The 14321-nt window shown below is 71.3% G+C and carries 12 protein-coding genes, 1 tRNA gene and 2 pseudogenes; 8 read left to right on the top strand and 7 right to left on the bottom strand.

Annotation, left to right across the window (positions count from 1 at the left end; translation table 11 throughout):
- Positions 1–138: 138 nt before the first annotated feature.
- The gene (locus BFF78_RS08645) at positions 139–1008 is read right to left on the bottom strand and encodes a LysR substrate-binding domain-containing protein (RefSeq protein WP_069777751.1); all 870 of its coding nucleotides are present in this window, start codon (positions 1006–1008) and stop codon (positions 139–141) included.
- A gap of 140 nt (positions 1009–1148) precedes the next feature.
- Between BFF78_RS08645 and BFF78_RS08640 the strand changes: the two genes are divergently transcribed.
- Positions 1149–2192 carry a bile acid:sodium symporter family protein gene (locus BFF78_RS08640; RefSeq protein ID WP_079161225.1) on the top strand — a complete coding sequence of 348 codons (1044 nt, stop codon included), beginning with the start codon at positions 1149–1151 and terminating at the stop codon, positions 2190–2192.
- Here the strand turns inward: BFF78_RS08640 and BFF78_RS08635 are convergent.
- Together BFF78_RS08635 and BFF78_RS08630 are read right to left on the bottom strand one after the other, a co-directional pair.
- Entirely contained in the window at positions 2142–4019 is a 1878-nt protein-coding gene (locus tag BFF78_RS08635; RefSeq protein WP_069777749.1) for a sialidase family protein, read from the bottom strand. The two genes, BFF78_RS08640 and BFF78_RS08635, sit on opposite strands and share 51 nt — an antisense overlap.
- Positions 4020–4153: 134 nt before the next feature.
- Positions 4154–5071 (bottom strand): quinone oxidoreductase family protein, encoded by a 918-nt coding sequence (locus BFF78_RS08630; RefSeq protein ID WP_069777748.1) that lies wholly within the window; start codon positions 5069–5071, stop codon positions 4154–4156.
- 129 nt (positions 5072–5200) lie between these two features.
- Between BFF78_RS08630 and BFF78_RS08625 the strand changes: the two genes are divergently transcribed.
- Together BFF78_RS08625 and BFF78_RS08620 are read left to right on the top strand one after the other, a co-directional pair.
- Complete coding sequence (locus BFF78_RS08625) at positions 5201–5638, top strand: MarR family winged helix-turn-helix transcriptional regulator (protein WP_069777747.1); 438 nt, start codon at positions 5201–5203, stop codon at positions 5636–5638.
- A gap of 19 nt (positions 5639–5657) precedes the next feature.
- Entirely contained in the window at positions 5658–6185 is a 528-nt protein-coding gene (locus tag BFF78_RS08620) for an isochorismatase family protein (protein ID WP_193433428.1), read from the top strand.
- 4 nt (positions 6186–6189) lie between these two features.
- Here BFF78_RS08620 and BFF78_RS08615 read toward each other — a convergent pair whose 3' ends face one another.
- Positions 6190–6909: an SDR family oxidoreductase gene (locus tag BFF78_RS08615; RefSeq protein WP_069777745.1), complete on the bottom strand. Its 720-nt coding sequence runs from the start codon at positions 6907–6909 to the stop codon at positions 6190–6192.
- 120 nt (positions 6910–7029) lie between these two features.
- On the opposite strand from BFF78_RS08615, the gene BFF78_RS08610 reads away from it, so the two are divergent.
- Positions 7030–7845 carry a LysR family transcriptional regulator gene (locus BFF78_RS08610; RefSeq protein ID WP_069777744.1) on the top strand — a complete coding sequence of 272 codons (816 nt, stop codon included), beginning with the start codon at positions 7030–7032 and terminating at the stop codon, positions 7843–7845.
- Positions 7846–7938: 93 nt separating this feature from the next.
- Here the strand turns inward: BFF78_RS08610 and fdhD are convergent, their stop codons facing one another.
- Both fdhD and BFF78_RS42955 read right to left on the bottom strand, forming a co-directional pair.
- On the bottom strand, positions 7939–8787 hold the full coding sequence (gene fdhD / locus BFF78_RS08605; protein WP_069777743.1) for a formate dehydrogenase accessory sulfurtransferase FdhD: 849 nt from the start codon (positions 8785–8787) through the stop codon (positions 7939–7941).
- Between the two features lie 7 nt (positions 8788–8794).
- A pseudogene (locus tag BFF78_RS42955) lies at positions 8795–8953 on the bottom strand (2Fe-2S iron-sulfur cluster-binding protein); the annotation flags it as partial.
- Positions 8954–9128: 175 nt separating this feature from the next.
- On the opposite strand from BFF78_RS42955, the gene BFF78_RS08600 reads away from it, so the two are divergent.
- From BFF78_RS08600 to BFF78_RS08580, 4 genes and pseudogenes are all read left to right on the top strand, one after another.
- Complete coding sequence (locus BFF78_RS08600; protein WP_069777742.1) at positions 9129–10076, top strand: beta-ketoacyl-ACP synthase III; 948 nt, start codon at positions 9129–9131, stop codon at positions 10074–10076.
- 136 nt (positions 10077–10212) lie between these two features.
- Positions 10213–10890, top strand: coding sequence for a GntR family transcriptional regulator (locus BFF78_RS08595; protein ID WP_069777741.1), 678 nt, complete (start codon positions 10213–10215; stop codon positions 10888–10890).
- Positions 10891–10981: 91 nt separating this feature from the next.
- Positions 10982–11727: pseudogene (locus tag BFF78_RS42950) on the top strand (aldehyde dehydrogenase family protein); the annotation flags it as partial.
- Positions 11728–11903: 176 nt separating this feature from the next.
- Positions 11904–11988: transfer RNA gene (locus BFF78_RS08580), tRNA-Leu, on the top strand.
- Here BFF78_RS08580 and BFF78_RS42945 read toward each other — a convergent pair.
- Positions 11953–13662 carry a recombinase family protein gene (locus BFF78_RS42945; protein WP_079161224.1) on the bottom strand — a complete coding sequence of 570 codons (1710 nt, stop codon included), beginning with the start codon at positions 13660–13662 and terminating at the stop codon, positions 11953–11955. The genes BFF78_RS08580 and BFF78_RS42945 overlap by 36 nt on opposite strands.
- Positions 13663–14321: the final 659 nt, after the last annotated feature.

Below are 14321 nucleotides of genomic sequence, written 5' to 3'. Positions count from 1 at the left end.
GGCGTACATCACCACGATCATCGCATATCGGGCAGGGTCCATCTCGGACGCCCGTCCGGGCGAGGACGGCCGCGGAGCACGTCCCGGGACTGCGGACACCTTTTCCGGGAGGTGAGCACGGTGCCCCGCCGAGGGCCCTCAGCCGCTGCGCTGCCGCAGTCGTTCGCCGCCCGCCAGGATCGCCGCCGCCAGCGCGTTCGCGGCCTCCTCGGCGGTGCCCCGGCGGCGGCCGTGGACCAGCACGAAGTCGATCCTGCCCAGGTCGGGCAGGCCGGAGCGGTCCGGCAGCCGGAACAGGCCGGGTGGGATGAGGCGCCGGGAGTGCGCCATCACGCCGAGCCCGGCGCGGGCCGCCGCGATCAGGCCGTTGAGGCTGCCGCTGGTGCACACGATCCGCCAGTCGCGGCCCTCGCGCTCCAGCACCTGAAGCGCCCGGGCACGGGTGATGCCGGGCGGGGGATACACGATCAGCGGGACGGGCCGGTCCGCGTCCAGGCGCAGCCGCTCGGCGCCGATCCACACCAGGTCGTCACGCCAGACCAGCTCGCCCCGCGGATCCTCCGGGCGCCGCTTGGCCAGCACCAGGTCGAGCTTCCCGGCGGCCAGCTGCTCGTGCAGGGTGCCCGACAGCTCCACCGTCAGCTCCAGGTCGACCTCCGGATGGTCGTGGCGGAAGCCCTCCAGGATCTCCGGCAGCCGGGTGAGCACGAAGTCCTCCGAGGCGCCGAACCGCAGCCGGCCGCGCACCCGGGTGCCGGTGAAGAACGCCGACGCCTGCTCGTGGACCTGCAGGATCCGCCGGGCGAAGCCCAGCATCGCCTCGCCGTCCTCGGTCAGCTCCACCGCATGGGTGTCCCGGGTGAACAACTGCCGCCCGGTCGCGTCCTCCAGCCGGCGCACATGCTGGCTGACCGTGGACTGGCGCAGCCCCAGCCGGCGCGCGGCCTGCGTGAAGCTCAGCGTCTGGGCCACGGCGAGGAAGGCGCGCAGGTGTGTCGGGTCGTACACAGCGCCAGCCTATCCGGCTATCGAAAAACGTGATGACAGTCAGAGTGGTATGCGGGATTCCCGATCAGCCGTGCGAGGAGGACGATGGAGAGGGGCCCGCGGGCCCCGGACCGCAACGACACACACGCAATCGGAGCACCGTGAAACGCCTGCGCTGGCCGAGTTGGATGCCGGTCGACCCGTACATCGTGCTGCTGCTCGGAACGGTGGGCCTGGCGGCACTGTTCCCGGCGCACGGCACGGCCGCCCACGCCGTCTCCGGCGCCTCCACGGCCGCGATCGCCGTCCTCTTCTTCCTCTACGGCGCCCGGCTCTCCACCCGCGAGGCCCTGGACGGGCTGCGCCACTGGCGGCTCCATGTCACCGTGCTGGTCTGCACGTTCGTCCTCTTCCCGGTGCTCGGGCTGGCGGCGCGCGCCGCCGTGCCGGTGCTGCTGACCCAGCCGCTCTACCAGGGGCTGCTGTTCCTGACGCTGGTGCCGTCCACGATCCAGTCGTCCATCGCGTTCACCTCGATCGCCCGCGGAAACGTGCCTGCCGCGATCTGCGCGGGCTCCTTCTCCTCCCTCGTCGGCATCGTCCTCACCCCGCTGCTGGCGGCCGGACTGTTCGGCGGCAGCGGCGGGGGGTTCTCCGCCGACTCACTGGTCAAGATCGTGCTCCAGCTGCTGGTGCCGTTCCTCGCCGGGCAGGCGCTGCGCCCCTGGATCGGCCGGTTCGTCGCCCGGCACAAGAAGGTCCTCGGACTGGTCGACCGCGGCTCGATCCTGCTGGTCGTCTACACCGCCTTCAGCGAGGGCATGACCCGGGGCATCTGGCACCAGGTCAGCCCCGCACGGCTCGGCGCGCTCCTCCTCGTCGAGGCCGTCCTGCTCTCCGTGATGCTGCTGCTGACCTGGTACGGCGGCAAGGCGCTGGGCTTCGGCCGGGAGGACCGGATCGCCATCCAGTTCGCCGGCTCGAAGAAGTCCCTCGCCTCGGGGCTGCCCATGGCCGGCGTCCTGTTCGGCGCCCACGCCTCGCTCGCCGTGCTGCCGCTGATGCTGTTCCACCAGATGCAGCTCATGGTGTGCGCGGTCATCGCCAAGCGCCGGGCCCGGGACCCGGAGGAGGCCCCGGGCGCCGTCGGCGCGTCAGCCGCTCACGTGGTCCAGGGGAAGCCACAGGACCGTGTCCTTCGGTGACCTGAGCGCCTTCGGGTCCGACAGCTCCTGGTCGGTGAGCGCTCGGTCCCACACGTGCACCTCGTCGATCGCGCCGGTGAAGAAGGCCCGGCTGTCCATGCGCTGACCGATGTGCACGCCGAAGGGGGAGTTGCGGCTGACGGACCCCGGTATGTCGTCGACGGACGACTGCATACCGTCGACGAACAACGACAGCCGGCCCTCGCCCCGGCGCAGCACGAGATGATGCCACTCGCCGTCGTTGTATGCGGTATTCGTGCGCACGTATGCGGTCTGCGGCGCGATCGCCCCGTCCCGTACCGTGATCAGGCCCTGTATACGGTGGTTCGACGGCTCACCGCGCACCCACACCTGCGGCTGGCTGGTCCCGACCCCGCCCATCCACAGCAGCGGCTGCTCCCCGGTCGTGGCCGTGTACCGGAACCACAGGGACGCCGTGAAGTCCTTCCTCCCCAGCGGCAATGCGCTGCGGTACGGCAGGCGTACGGCGTCGTCGCTGCCGTCGAACCGCAGGGCACCGCCGAAGACCCCCTCCGTCTCCTCCGCGCCGCCGAGCACCGCGGCCGGGCGGGCGTGCGGGGCGAGGTCGGCGGTGACCGGGTCGGGGCCGCGGCGCGGGGCGAGCCAGTCCTCGGTGAAGCGGGCGAAGCGGATCTCGCCGCGCGCGTCCACCGCGCCGCCCTCGTAGATCAGGCCCACCGTGTCCGCGTCCACGCGCACCAGGTCGGAGTAGCCGGACCAGTCCGTGGTGACGACCGTGCCGCGGTCCACGCTGTCCCAGGTGCGGCCGCCGTCGTAGGAGGAGCGGATCATCATCGTGCGCCGTCGGTCGGGGTCGGCGGGGCAGGCCAGCAGGAGGCGGTTGCCGAGGCGCAGCAGCGAACCCTGGACCTGCGGGGCGTACAGGTCGGGCAGATCGTGGAAGGTGGCGGTGAAGCTGCTCCCTCCGTCGCGGCTGACGGCCTGGGTGCGGTGGCCGAGGTCGGTGCCGTCCTGCTCCCGACCGCTGACCAGGAGGGAGCCGTCGCCGCGCTCGGCGAGGGCCAGCTCGGACGGTTTCTGCCGGAAGGTGCCGTCGTCGGCGATGGGCCAGGTGTCGGTGGCGCCGATCCGCCAGTGGCCGCCGTGGTCGTCGCTCACGATCAGCGCGGCGTGGTTGGCGGTGACCCGGCCGCCGTCCCAGGTCTCGGTGTTGACCCCGAAGACCAACCGCCCCGCGTACCGGCCCTTGGTGAGCTGGATGCCGTGCACCGGCCCGGTCGCGTACCAGGAGTTCCAGTCGGCGGGCAGGATCTCCGGGCTCAGATCGCGTGGCGCGGACCAGGTCGCGCCGTCGTCGTCGCTGTACTGAAGGTGCGGGGTGCGGTCGCAGGGGATCGAGCAACTGGCGCTGTCGGTACGGCCGGTGTTGTACGTCTCCGCGAGCCAGACCCGGCCCGTTGCGCGGTCCACGATCGGCGCCGGGTTGCCGTGGGTGTCACCGCCGCCGTCGTTGACCACCTGCAGTGGGCCCCAGGTGCGGCCGCCGTCGGTGGAGCGCTTGAGCACGATGTCGATGTCGGCGGCGTCCCCGCAGTTGAGGACCCGGCCCTCGGCGAACGCCAGCAGGGTGCCGTCGGCCGTCTTCACGATGGCTGGTATGCGGAAGCAGGCGTAGCCGGGGTCCTGGGCGGCCTTGAACAGCACCTGCTGTTCGAACTTTGGGGAGGCGGAGGTGGGTTGGGCATGTGCCGCTTGCGGGGTGGCGAGTGGCGCCAGGAGCAGGGCCGCCGTGCTGAGGGCGGTGGCGAGTGCGGATCTGAGACGGGCGCGAAGACCTGACGGCATGGTGCGACCTTGCCCTTCGTCGGCCGGACATCTGGACATGCGGACATCCCATGTCCAACGTGCGCCCCATCGAAGGTAGTTGGGGCCAGGTCGCCCCACAAGAAGCGTGCAGCACAAGGAGGGCGCGACGGAGCCTACGGGCGCAGCACGACCTTGCCCAGGTTGGCCCGCCGCTCGATCACCTCGTGCGCCTTCGCCGCGTCCTCCAGGGCGAACTCGGCGTGCACGGCGGGTTTCAGGGCGCCCTCGGCGAACAGCCGCCACAGCTCCCGGCGCCAGTGTTCGTACAGGTCGGGCCGGCCGCGGGCGATCAGGGCCATCTGGAACCCGATCACCGACTTGGCGCCCACCAGCAGGTCGTACGCCTGGACGGTGCCGCCGCCGGAGCTGTAGGCGACCAGGCGGCCGTGCGGGGCCAGCGCGGCGAGGGCGGGAGCGAGCAGGTCACCGCCGACGGCATCCAGTACACAGTCGACAGGATCTCCCCAGCTGTCGTCGCCATACTGAATACAGTCGTCCGCGCCCAGCGAGCGGACGAATTCCGCCTTGCCCGGATCGGACACGGCCCCCACCACCCGCCCCGCACCCCGCACCCGCGCCAGCTGCACGGCGAGATGCCCGACCCCGCTCGCCGCCGCCGTGACGAGCACCGCCTCGCCCGGCACCGGCCGCGCCGCCTCCAGTGCCCCGAACGCCACCAGGCCGCTGCGCACCAGCGCGACCGCGTCCACGGCGTCGGCTCCGTCCGGAACCGGGGAGGCCATGGCCTCGTGCAGCAGGGCGAAGTCGGCGTAGCCGTGCCCGAAGCAGAGCCCGGTCACCTGCTCGCCCGGCCGGAAACGGGTCACGCCCTCGCCCGCCGCCACCACCTCGCCGGCGATCTCGCCGCCGAGCGCGATCGGTTCGGCGGCCTCGGTGACCTTGCGGACCACCGGCAGGGTGACGCCGACCGCCGCGCAGCGCACCAGCAGCTCGCCGGGGCCGGGCTCGGGGACGGGGGCCTCCTCCAGGAACAGCGGGCCGCCGGTGGATTCATAGCGGACACGGCGCATGGCACACCTCCAGGGGCTGGGCGCACCGGCACGGAGAACCGTTGAGCGGGCACCCATGAACTCGTTGGGAGCCCCAACGATATCCGGAATTCATGGGGAGGTCCAATGATTCTCGGATAGGCTGTGGGCATGGCCGAAGCACCCCTGCCCGCGATCCGCTCCCTGCCCAGCTGGCTCCTCGGCCGCGCCGCCGCCCGGGGCCGTTCCCTGGTCGCAGGCGCCCTCGCGGCCGAGGGCCAGAAGATGTGGCACCACGTGGTCCTCTCCGCCGTCCGCGACCTCCAGCCCGTCGCCCAGGCCGACCTCGGCCGCGGCGTGGGCCTCGACCCCAAGGACCTGGTCGGCGTGCTCAACGACCTGCAGTCCGCCGGCCATGTCGTCCGCGCCCCCGACCCCAGGGACCGGCGCAAGAACGCAGTGACCCTCACCGACGACGGCGCCCGCCTCCTCGCGCGCTGCGAGAAGGCGGCCCGCGACGCCAACGACGAGCTGCTCGCCCCGCTGTCGGCCGCCGAACGCGATCAGTTCATGGGCTTGTTGATCCGGATTTCCGGTACGGACGGCTGACGGCGGCTAACGTTCCGTCATGACTGCAGCCCCCGTGCTCGATCCGCAGCGCACCGCACTGATCCTCGTCGACCTGATGGAACGCATCGTCGCGCTGCCCCTGGAACCGCGCAAAGGCACCGAAGTACTGGCCGCCAGCGAGGAGTTGGCCGGCATCTTCCGCTCCGCCGGAGCGCCCGTCGTCCTCGTCCGGGTCGAACGCCCCTCGGTCGCCGAACAGCCGCCCGGCAGCGGACTCGTGCCCGGCCTCGCCAAGCCCAAGGACCTGGAGGTGGTCAAGCGGACCATCGGCGCCTTCGAGGGCACAGGCCTCGACGAGCTGCTGCGCCAACGTGGCATCACTACCCTGGTGTTCGGCGGGATCGCCACCAACCTCGGCGTCGAGTCCACCGCCCGCGCCGCCGCGGACCTCGGCTACGACCTCGTCTTCGTCGAGGACGCCATGGCCGCCTTCACCGCCGCCGAACACGAGGCCTCCGTCCGGCTCGACTTCCCCCGGCTGGGCACGGTCACGGCCGCCGCCGACGTACGCCTCGGGCCCGCCTGACCCCTCACACCAGGGTCCCGCCCCCGTCCACGACCACCACCGAACCGGTGCTGTAGCCCCCACGCATCAGATACAGGTACGCCTCCGCCACATCCGCCGGCTCGCCGACCCGCCCCACCGGCAGCGACTCGGCGGACGACCGGAACAGCTCCTCCCGCGCCGCCTCCGGCACCTCCCGCCACAGCTCGGTGCGCACCAGCCCGGGCGAGACCACATTGACCCGCAGCGGCGCCAGTTCCACGGCCAGCGCCCGGGTCAGCGACTCCATCGCCCCGCACAGCGCCGACGCGGCACTCGAACCGGGCATCGGCCGGCGCCCCGCCGTCCCCGTGGTCAGCACCACCGACCCACCCGGACGGATCGACCCGGCGCCGTACTTCACCGCCGTGTACGCACCCCACAGCCGCGTGTCCAGAAACCGCCGTGCCCGTACGACGCTCGCCTCCGCCAGCGGCTCCAGCAGCAGCGACTCACCTGCCGTGTACACCAGGTGGTCGAACGCGCCGACCCGCTCGAAGAAACCGCGTACCGTGTCCTCGTCCGTCGCGTCCAGCACATGCCCCTCGGCGCTTGCCGGCAGCCGCTTCAGCGCCGCCTCCACGCTCTCTGGGCGGCGCGAGGCCACCACCACCTCGGCACCCTCCCGCGCCGCCCCCTCGGCGACCGCGAGCCCGATGCCCGACGTACCCCCGATGACGACGATCCGCTGTCCTTGCAGTCCCATGCTGTCTCCCTTTCGTCGTTGCCTGACGGGATCCAGCCTGCGACCGCCCACGGCCCGCCGTCCAAGACCTCTTCCGGCGGTGGCGATACCCTGATGGCATCGCCGGGGAAAGGGGCGGCCGTGGACCTCGACCTGCGGAAAGTCCGCTACTTCGTGGCGGTGGCCGAACTCCTGCACTTCGGCCGCGCCGCCGAACGGCTGCACATCGCACAGCCGGTGCTCAGCCGGCAGATCCGCGCGCTGGAGAAGGACTTGGGCGCCGAGCTGTTCGTACGCGACAGCCATGGCGTGACGTTGACCGAGGCCGGACAGCAACTCCTCGATGATGGGCGGCAGTTGCTGGCCACCGCCGACGGGACGCGACGCCGCGTACTGCGCGCCGCGCGCGGGCCCCGGCGACTCCTCGTCGGCTTCCGCGCCGGTGTCGTCGTCACCCGCGCCCTGCGCGCCTTCACGGCGGCGCACCCGGACGTGGAGGCCAACGCGCGCCGGGTCGAGTGGGACGACCAGGAGCGGCTGATCCTCGACGGGACCGTCGACATCGCCTACGTACGGCGACCGGTCCGCGAGGACGGGCTGGAGCTGCGTCCCCTGTACAGCGAGACCCGCGTGGCCATGCTCCCGGAGGGCCACCGGCTGGCCGGGAAGCAGGAGCTGTCGCTCGCCGACCTCGACGGCGAGCGGTGGCTCAGATACGCCGATCCCCGGCCCGGTGACCTGCCGATCCGCACCATCGAGGAGAAGTTCGAGTGCGTGGCCGCCGGCACCGGCATCACACTCGTACCGCGTTCGATCGCCGAGCAGTACTCCCGCCCCGACATCAGCTACGTGCCCGTGCCGGACGCCGAACCCGACCAGGTGTTCCTCGCCTGGGCGGCGGGCCGCCGCTCACCGCTGATCACGGCGTTCGTCGAAGCCGCGCAGTCCCTCGGCTGAGGCGGGTCCCGGCGGCGCAGGGGGCGTTCCCCGCCGACCGGGCCGCCCCTGCCGCTGTTCCGCGGGGAGACACCTCAGCTCTGGGCGACCGCCTCAGCTCTGGGCGGCCGCCTCCCGCAGGGCGATCCGGTCCTCGCCCGCGTACACGTTCATCGAGCTGCCCCGCAGGAACCCCACCAGGGTCAGACCCGTCTCCACGGCCAGATCCACCGCGAGCGACGACGGCGCCGACACCGCCGCCAGCACCGGGATGCCCGCCATCACCGCCTTCTGTGCCAGCTCGAACGAGGCCCGCCCGGAGACCAGCAGGATCGCCCGTGACAGCGGCAGCCCGCCGTTCTGCAGCGCCCGCCCGACCAGCTTGTCCACCGCGTTGTGCCGCCCCACGTCCTCCCGTACGTCCAGCAGCTCGCCGTCCTCGGTGAACAGGGCCGCCGCGTGCAGGCCCCCCGTCCGGTCGAAGACCCGCTGGGCCGCCCGCAGCAGGTCGGGGAGGCTCGCCAGCAGCTCCGGTGTGACCCGGACCGGGGGAGTGTCGGCGATCGGGAAACGGGCGGTCGTCCGTACGGCGTCCAGGCTGGCCTTGCCGCACAGACCGCACGAGGAGGACGTGTAGACGTTCCGCTCCAGGGTGAAGTCCGGCAGGGCGACGCCGGGCGCGGTCTTCACGTCGACCACGTTGTACGTGTTGGAGCCGTCCGCTGTCGCCCCCGCGCAGTAGACGATGTTCTGCAGATCGTCCGCGGTCGCCAGTACGCCCTCGCTCACCAGGAAGCCCGCCGCGAGCGCGAAGTCGTCCCCGGGGGTGCGCATGGTGATGGCGAGCGGCTTGCCGTTCAGCCGGATCTCCAGGGGCTCCTCGGCGACGAGTGTGTCCGGCCGGGTGGAGAGCGCCCCGTCCCGGATGCGGAGGACCTTGCGTCGTTCCGTGACTCGTCCCATGTCCTGATCAGCCCCGGTTCTGTACGTGCTGGCAGCCGAAACGGCCCTTGATGCAGAGATTGCCGTGGGTCACCGGGTTGGCGTGCGGCGAGGTGACCTTCACGATCTCATTGTCCTGCACCTGGAGCGCGAGGGTGCAGCCCACCCCGCAGTACCCGCACACCGTCGCGTGGGGAAGGCGACGCAGCTGTTCACCGGGTGAGGGTGTTGGGGCGTGCGAGGGTCTGCGGGAAGCCGACAACTCGGACGCCCGATTCCTGTGGCTTCACCTGCCGTCGTACCCGTGGGTCACTGATCAGACTGTGGATCCCGCTACCCACGGCCACGAGGGGAATCCCGCCATGAACGGCTCGCGCATCGCCGCCATCGGTCACTACCAGCCCGCCCGGGTGCTCACCAACGAGGACCTGGCCGGCATGGTCGACACGAGCGACGAGTGGATCCGCAGCCGGGTCGGCATCCGGACCCGGCACATCGCCGGCCCCGACGAGCCGCTCGACGAGCTGGCCGCGCACGCCGCCGCCAAGGCCCTGGCCGCCGCCGGTCTGGCCCCCGGCGACATCGACCTGGTCCTGGTCGCCACCTCCACGGCGATCGACCGGTCGCCGAACACCGCCGCCCGGGTCGCGGCCCGGCTCGGCATCCCGCAGCCGGCCGCGATGGACGTCAACGTGGTGTGTGCTGGGTTCACACACGCGCTGGCCACCGCCGACCACACCGTCCGGGCCGGCGCGGCCACCCGGGCGCTGGTCATCGGCGCCGACAAGATGTCCGACGTCACCGACTGGAGCGACCGCAGCACCTGTGTGCTGGTCGGCGACGGCGCCGGGGCCGCCGTCGTGGAGGCCTGTCCGCCGGGTCAGGAGCCGGGAATCGGGCCGGTGCTGTGGGGATCGGTGCCCGAGATGGGGCACGCCGTGCGGATCGAGGGCACCCCGCCGCGGTTCGCGCAGGAGGGGCAGAGCGTGTACCGCTGGGCCACGACCCAGCTGCCGGCCATCGCCCGCCGCGCCTGCGAGAAGGCGGGCCTGGCCCCCGAGGATCTCGCCGGGGTCGTGCTGCACCAGGCCAACCTGCGCATCATCGAACCGCTCGCCGAGAAGCTCGGCGCCGTCAACGCCGTGGTCGCCCGCGATGTCACCGAATCCGGCAACACCTCGGCGGCCAGTGTCCCGCTCGCCTTCTCCAAGTTGATCGAGCAGGGAGCGCTCAGCACCGGCGACCCGGTGCTGCTGTTCGGCTTCGGCGGCAATCTGTCGTACGCCGGGCAGGTCGTACGCTGCCCGTGAGCCGGCGAAGCCGGTGCACCGGGCCGGATTGTCCGGCCCGTAGCTGGATTGTGTGCACCGCAGACTGTAGACAAAAGACAATCGACACTGAGCGTCCAGCGTCTACGCGCCAGACCTGCCCAGGAGGGGGACCGCGATGTTGCCGACCGGACTGCCACACGGGGCCGTGCCCAAGCTGGAGCGGCCCGGACCGCTGCGCGAACGCGTCTACGAGGCGCTGCTGGAGCTCATCACCACCCGCGCCCTCCAGCCCGGCCAGCACCTGGTCGAGAGCGAACTCGCCGGACACCTCGGCGTCTCCCGGCAGCCGGTGCGCGAGGCGCTGCAACGGCTCAACACCGAGGGCTGGGTCGATCTACGGCCCGCGCAGGGCGCGTTCGTGCACGAGCCGACCGAGGAGGAGGCCGACCAACTGCTCACGGTCCGCACCCTGCTGGAGGCGGAGGCGGCCCGGCTCGCCGCCATCGACGCCACCGCCGAGAAGGTCGGTGCGCTGGTGGAACTGTGCGCCGAGGGGGAGAAGGCGGTCGCCGACGACGACGTGGACCGCGCCGTCGCCCTCAACGCGGCCTTCCACGCCAAGATCATGGAACTTGCGGGCAACGCGGTCCTCACCGAGCTCGCCGCCCAGGTCGACCGGCGGGTCCGCTGGTGCTACACCCCGGTGGCCCAGCAGCGCGGACGGCAGTCGTGGATCGAGCACCGGGAACTGATCGCCGCGATCGCCGACCGCGACGACGAGCGGGCCGCCTACCTCATGCGGTACCACACCGAATACACCCGCCGCTCCTACCACGAGCGCAACGGGTCCTGATCACAAGGGCGCGTCCACCGGCCGGACCGCCGCGCACGACCGGGACTCCACCGCCGGCACGGCCACCAGAGCATCGTCTTGACGCCCGCCCCTCGCCAGCTGGAACCATCCGATGAGCGTGCTCGCCCACGCCGCCCTGGTGCAGGCCTTGGTGCAGGCCCTGGCAGGCAACGCCGTGATCGCCAAGACGCCGACCGACGGCGGTGTGGCCTGCCTGACCCTCGCGACGGCGCTCGCGCTTCGTCGTGCAGCGTTCCCTGTTCGACGCGTTCCTGTCCGCCTACCTCCCCGCGGTCCGCTCCGTCCGCGTCGGCCCCCGCGCGGTCGCGAATCCGGCCGACCCGCTGCCCGAGCTGGCCTTCGGGCCGCTGATCAACGCGGCCGCCAAGGAACTCACCGACCAGGTCGCCGAGGCCGTCGACCGGGGCGCCGTACCGCGGCCACCCCGCCGACACGCGATTCCTGCCGGGCTAGGACACCCGGGCCTACGTCCACCCGGTCACCCTCGTCAACCCGCCGCCACCCTCCCCGCTGCACCCCCCGGAAGCCTTCGGCCCCGTCGACACGATCGTGCCGGCCGACACCGAGGCCGAGCTGCTGGCCGCCATGAACGCGTCCAACGGGGCGCTGGTCGCCACGCTCGCCACGGACGACCGGGCCACCTACGACCGGCTCGCCCCGCAGATCCACGCCTTCAAGACCGGGCACGGCACCCCCCGCTCCCGCGGTGACTGCGACGAGTTGTTCGGCGGGTTCGGCGCGCCCTGGCGCGGCGCCTTCGTCGGCACGGCGCGCACGAGGAGGGCGCCGCTTCCCGAGTACCAGCTCAGGCCCTGACCCTCACCGACTGCATGCAAAATATTGCATTCTGCATACCGTCGCCGATCCCCGGCCCCTGCCCGCCCCGGGGCCGCCGCCCTGGGGCGGATACGCAGGTGAAACGCACTCCGAAACCTTGGTATTGTTGTCCATGTCGCCGCGGGGAACACCTGCGGCAAGGCGGCAGACACCTAGTCCGGGTGGCGGAATGGCAGACGCGCTAGCTTGAGGTGCTAGTGCCCTTTATCGGGCGTGGGGGTTCAAGTCCCCCCTCGGACACAACGATTGACGATACGGTGACGAGGGCCTCGATCTTACGATCGCGGTCCTCGTTGCGTGTTCGTAGCTGATGGTGACGCCCAGGGCTTCGTAGAGCGGACCTTTCTTCTCGGCGGCGGCGGTCTGGATGCGCTTTGCAATATCTCCAAGACTCTCAGTGATCTGCCGGATCTGTTGCGCGTTGAGCGGGGATTGCTTCTTCCGAGTGGCGGCGGGGTGCGCGTCGAGCTTCTTCTGCGCGGCGTCCTTGTCCCGCTGGGCCTCGTTGATCCACTGGGTGACGACGGCGGGGTCGGCTCCGGCGTCGAGGGCTGCCTGGTATCGGGCGAGGCGCCGCTCGCAGTCCTTGATCGCCTGGCGTGCTTGGGCCTGTTCGGGGGTCTGGGGCTCTGCGGTGCTTGCTGCGGCACTTGCGTGGGTGAGCGCTTCGATGGTGGCGGAGAGCCGGTCGGGGGCGAAGGTGCGGGCGATCCACCGGTCCAGGGCCTGGCACACGATGTCTTCGCGCAGGTAGACGGTGCGCGGGTGGGTGAGGTCGGGATAGAGGGCGGCTTCTTCCTCTTTGAACTCGCAGCGGTAGTAGACGCGGCTGCGGATGGTGGCGGGCTGCATTTTCCGCCCGCACAGGCTGCACCGGACCCGGCCGCGCAGAGCGTAGGGGCGCGCGCCCGGCTTGCCGGCGCGCTCCTGCCGCCCCTGGTTGCGGGCGCGCTGTGTGCGCACGGTGCGGGCGGCATCGAAGAGATCGGAGCTGATGATCGCTTCGTGGGCGGGTTCGTTGGAGTGGATCCACTCCTCGACGGGATTGTGGGTCATGTGGGTGCGGTGGCCGAGGGTGACGTCGTCGACGTCGAGAAGGCGTTCTTCCTTGCGCTGTTTGTTCCAGACCTCGTGGCCGGTGTAGCGGGGGTTGAGGAGGATGGCGCGCACGGCGCCCTGCTGCCATGCGGTCTTGTTGCGGTGCGGATTGCGGGTGGCGTCGTGGGCGGAGGGACAGGGGACGCCTTCCCGGGTGAGCTGGGCGGCGATGGCGCTGTAGCTCATGCCGTCCACGTACAGACGGAAGATCCGCTGCACGACGGGCGCAGCGGCGGGGTCGGGCTCGAGCTTATGGATGCGCTGGCCGGCGGCGGCCTTGGAGGGATTGGGGTGGGGGCCTGCGTCGGCGATCCGGTAGCCGTAGGGTGGCCGCCCGCCGAGGTAGCGGCCCTGGAGCTTGGCCTGGGAGCTCATCGCCGTGCGCACCCGGATCTTGATGCGGTTGCGCTCGCCCTTGCTCATGCCGCCGAAGACGGACATGACGAGGTCGTGGGCCTCGTTGTCGGGGTCGATGGGTCCGCCCACCTCCGGGACCCACAGGGGGATGCGGAAGTGGACGAAGACGGGGAAGGTGTTGCCGAACTGGTTGCCGTAGAAGGTGCGCTGGGGTTCTCCGATCACGACGGCCTCGAAGCCGCGGTTGGGGTCGCGGAGGGCTTGGAGGAGTTCGTTGGCGCGGGGGCGGCGCTGCCAGGGCAGGGAGCGGCTGTGGCCGATGTCGAAGTACTCGGCGACGATCTGGCCGCCGGCGGGTTCGATCAGGGCTCGGGCGCGGGTGAGCTGCCAGTTTCTGGAGGCCTCCGGGTCTTGGAGGTCCTCGGTGGAGCAGCGGCCGGCGAACGCGAAACGGATCATGTCCGGTCAGACCCCCGGGGTGTAGGCGTGGAGCGCGTTGCGGGTGTTATGTGGCGCTCTGTCGTACCTCGGATGGGCGAGAAGAGCCAGTGGGGTCCTCCTGTGCTAGCCGTTTCCGGCTCCGGGGCATGCTTGGGCGGGATCGGCGACCAAGGCGTGAAGGAGGTGCAGAAGGGCGGCAGCGACGGACTCGGTCACTTCGGGTGGCTCGTCGGGGAGCGACACGCGGATCTTCTGGGGGTCGTCCGGCCTTGAGTATGCCTCGGATGCGGGCTGGAACATGCGCTGTTGGCGCCGGGACCAGATAACTCCTCGATGCTGACACATCTCTTATAGGGGTATTACACGGCAGCTTTGCCGTCTTGTGCCGACCGAGGAACGCGCTGAAGCGGAACCGTCGCGAACGTGGGCCGGCCGTTGGTGGGGACGGCTGACCGTCTCGATCTGAACCCGGCGTACAGCCCGACTCGTCTGCCGCTCTTTATTTCCGCAGGTCAGGCGCCTTTCCTCGGCGTGGACAAATCGGCCGGGTCGAATTGGAGTCGAAGTGCGTCACGGAGTCTGGACGGCACCACCCTCTGCGAGGCGACGAACACCCTGGTCAGGGCAGATGGAGACGCCGACGACAGTACTGGGAGAACAGTCCGAATAGGCATTTC

Origin of the sequence: Streptomyces fodineus, assembly GCF_001735805.1 — a bacterium.
Lineage (GTDB): Bacteria > Actinomycetota > Actinomycetes > Streptomycetales > Streptomycetaceae > Streptomyces > Streptomyces fodineus.
The sequence above is the reverse complement of the archived record's forward strand: the minus strand, read 5'-3'. Positions and strand labels throughout refer to the sequence as shown.

Bases quoted from the DNA above. Each gene is read 5' to 3' on its own strand.
- BFF78_RS08620 (WP_193433428.1), top strand. From the start codon at position 5,658: ATGACTGCAGCCCCCGTGCTCGATCCGCAGCGCACCGCACTGATCCTC.
- BFF78_RS08625 (WP_069777747.1), top strand. From the start codon at position 5,201: ATGGCCGAAGCACCCCTGCCCGCGATCCGCTCCCTGCCCAGCTGGCTC.
- BFF78_RS08615 (WP_069777745.1), bottom strand. From the start codon at position 6,909: ATGGGACTGCAAGGACAGCGGATCGTCGTCATCGGGGGTACGTCGGGC.
- BFF78_RS08600 (WP_069777742.1), top strand. From the start codon at position 9,129: ATGAACGGCTCGCGCATCGCCGCCATCGGTCACTACCAGCCCGCCCGG.
- BFF78_RS08635 (WP_069777749.1), bottom strand. From the start codon at position 4,019: ATGCCGTCAGGTCTTCGCGCCCGTCTCAGATCCGCACTCGCCACCGCC.
- fdhD (WP_069777743.1), bottom strand. From the start codon at position 8,787: ATGGGACGAGTCACGGAACGACGCAAGGTCCTCCGCATCCGGGACGGG.
- BFF78_RS42945 (WP_079161224.1), bottom strand. From the start codon at position 13,662: ATGATCCGTTTCGCGTTCGCCGGCCGCTGCTCCACCGAGGACCTCCAA.
- BFF78_RS08595 (WP_069777741.1), top strand. From the start codon at position 10,213: ATGTTGCCGACCGGACTGCCACACGGGGCCGTGCCCAAGCTGGAGCGG.
- BFF78_RS08630 (WP_069777748.1), bottom strand. From the start codon at position 5,071: ATGCGCCGTGTCCGCTATGAATCCACCGGCGGCCCGCTGTTCCTGGAG.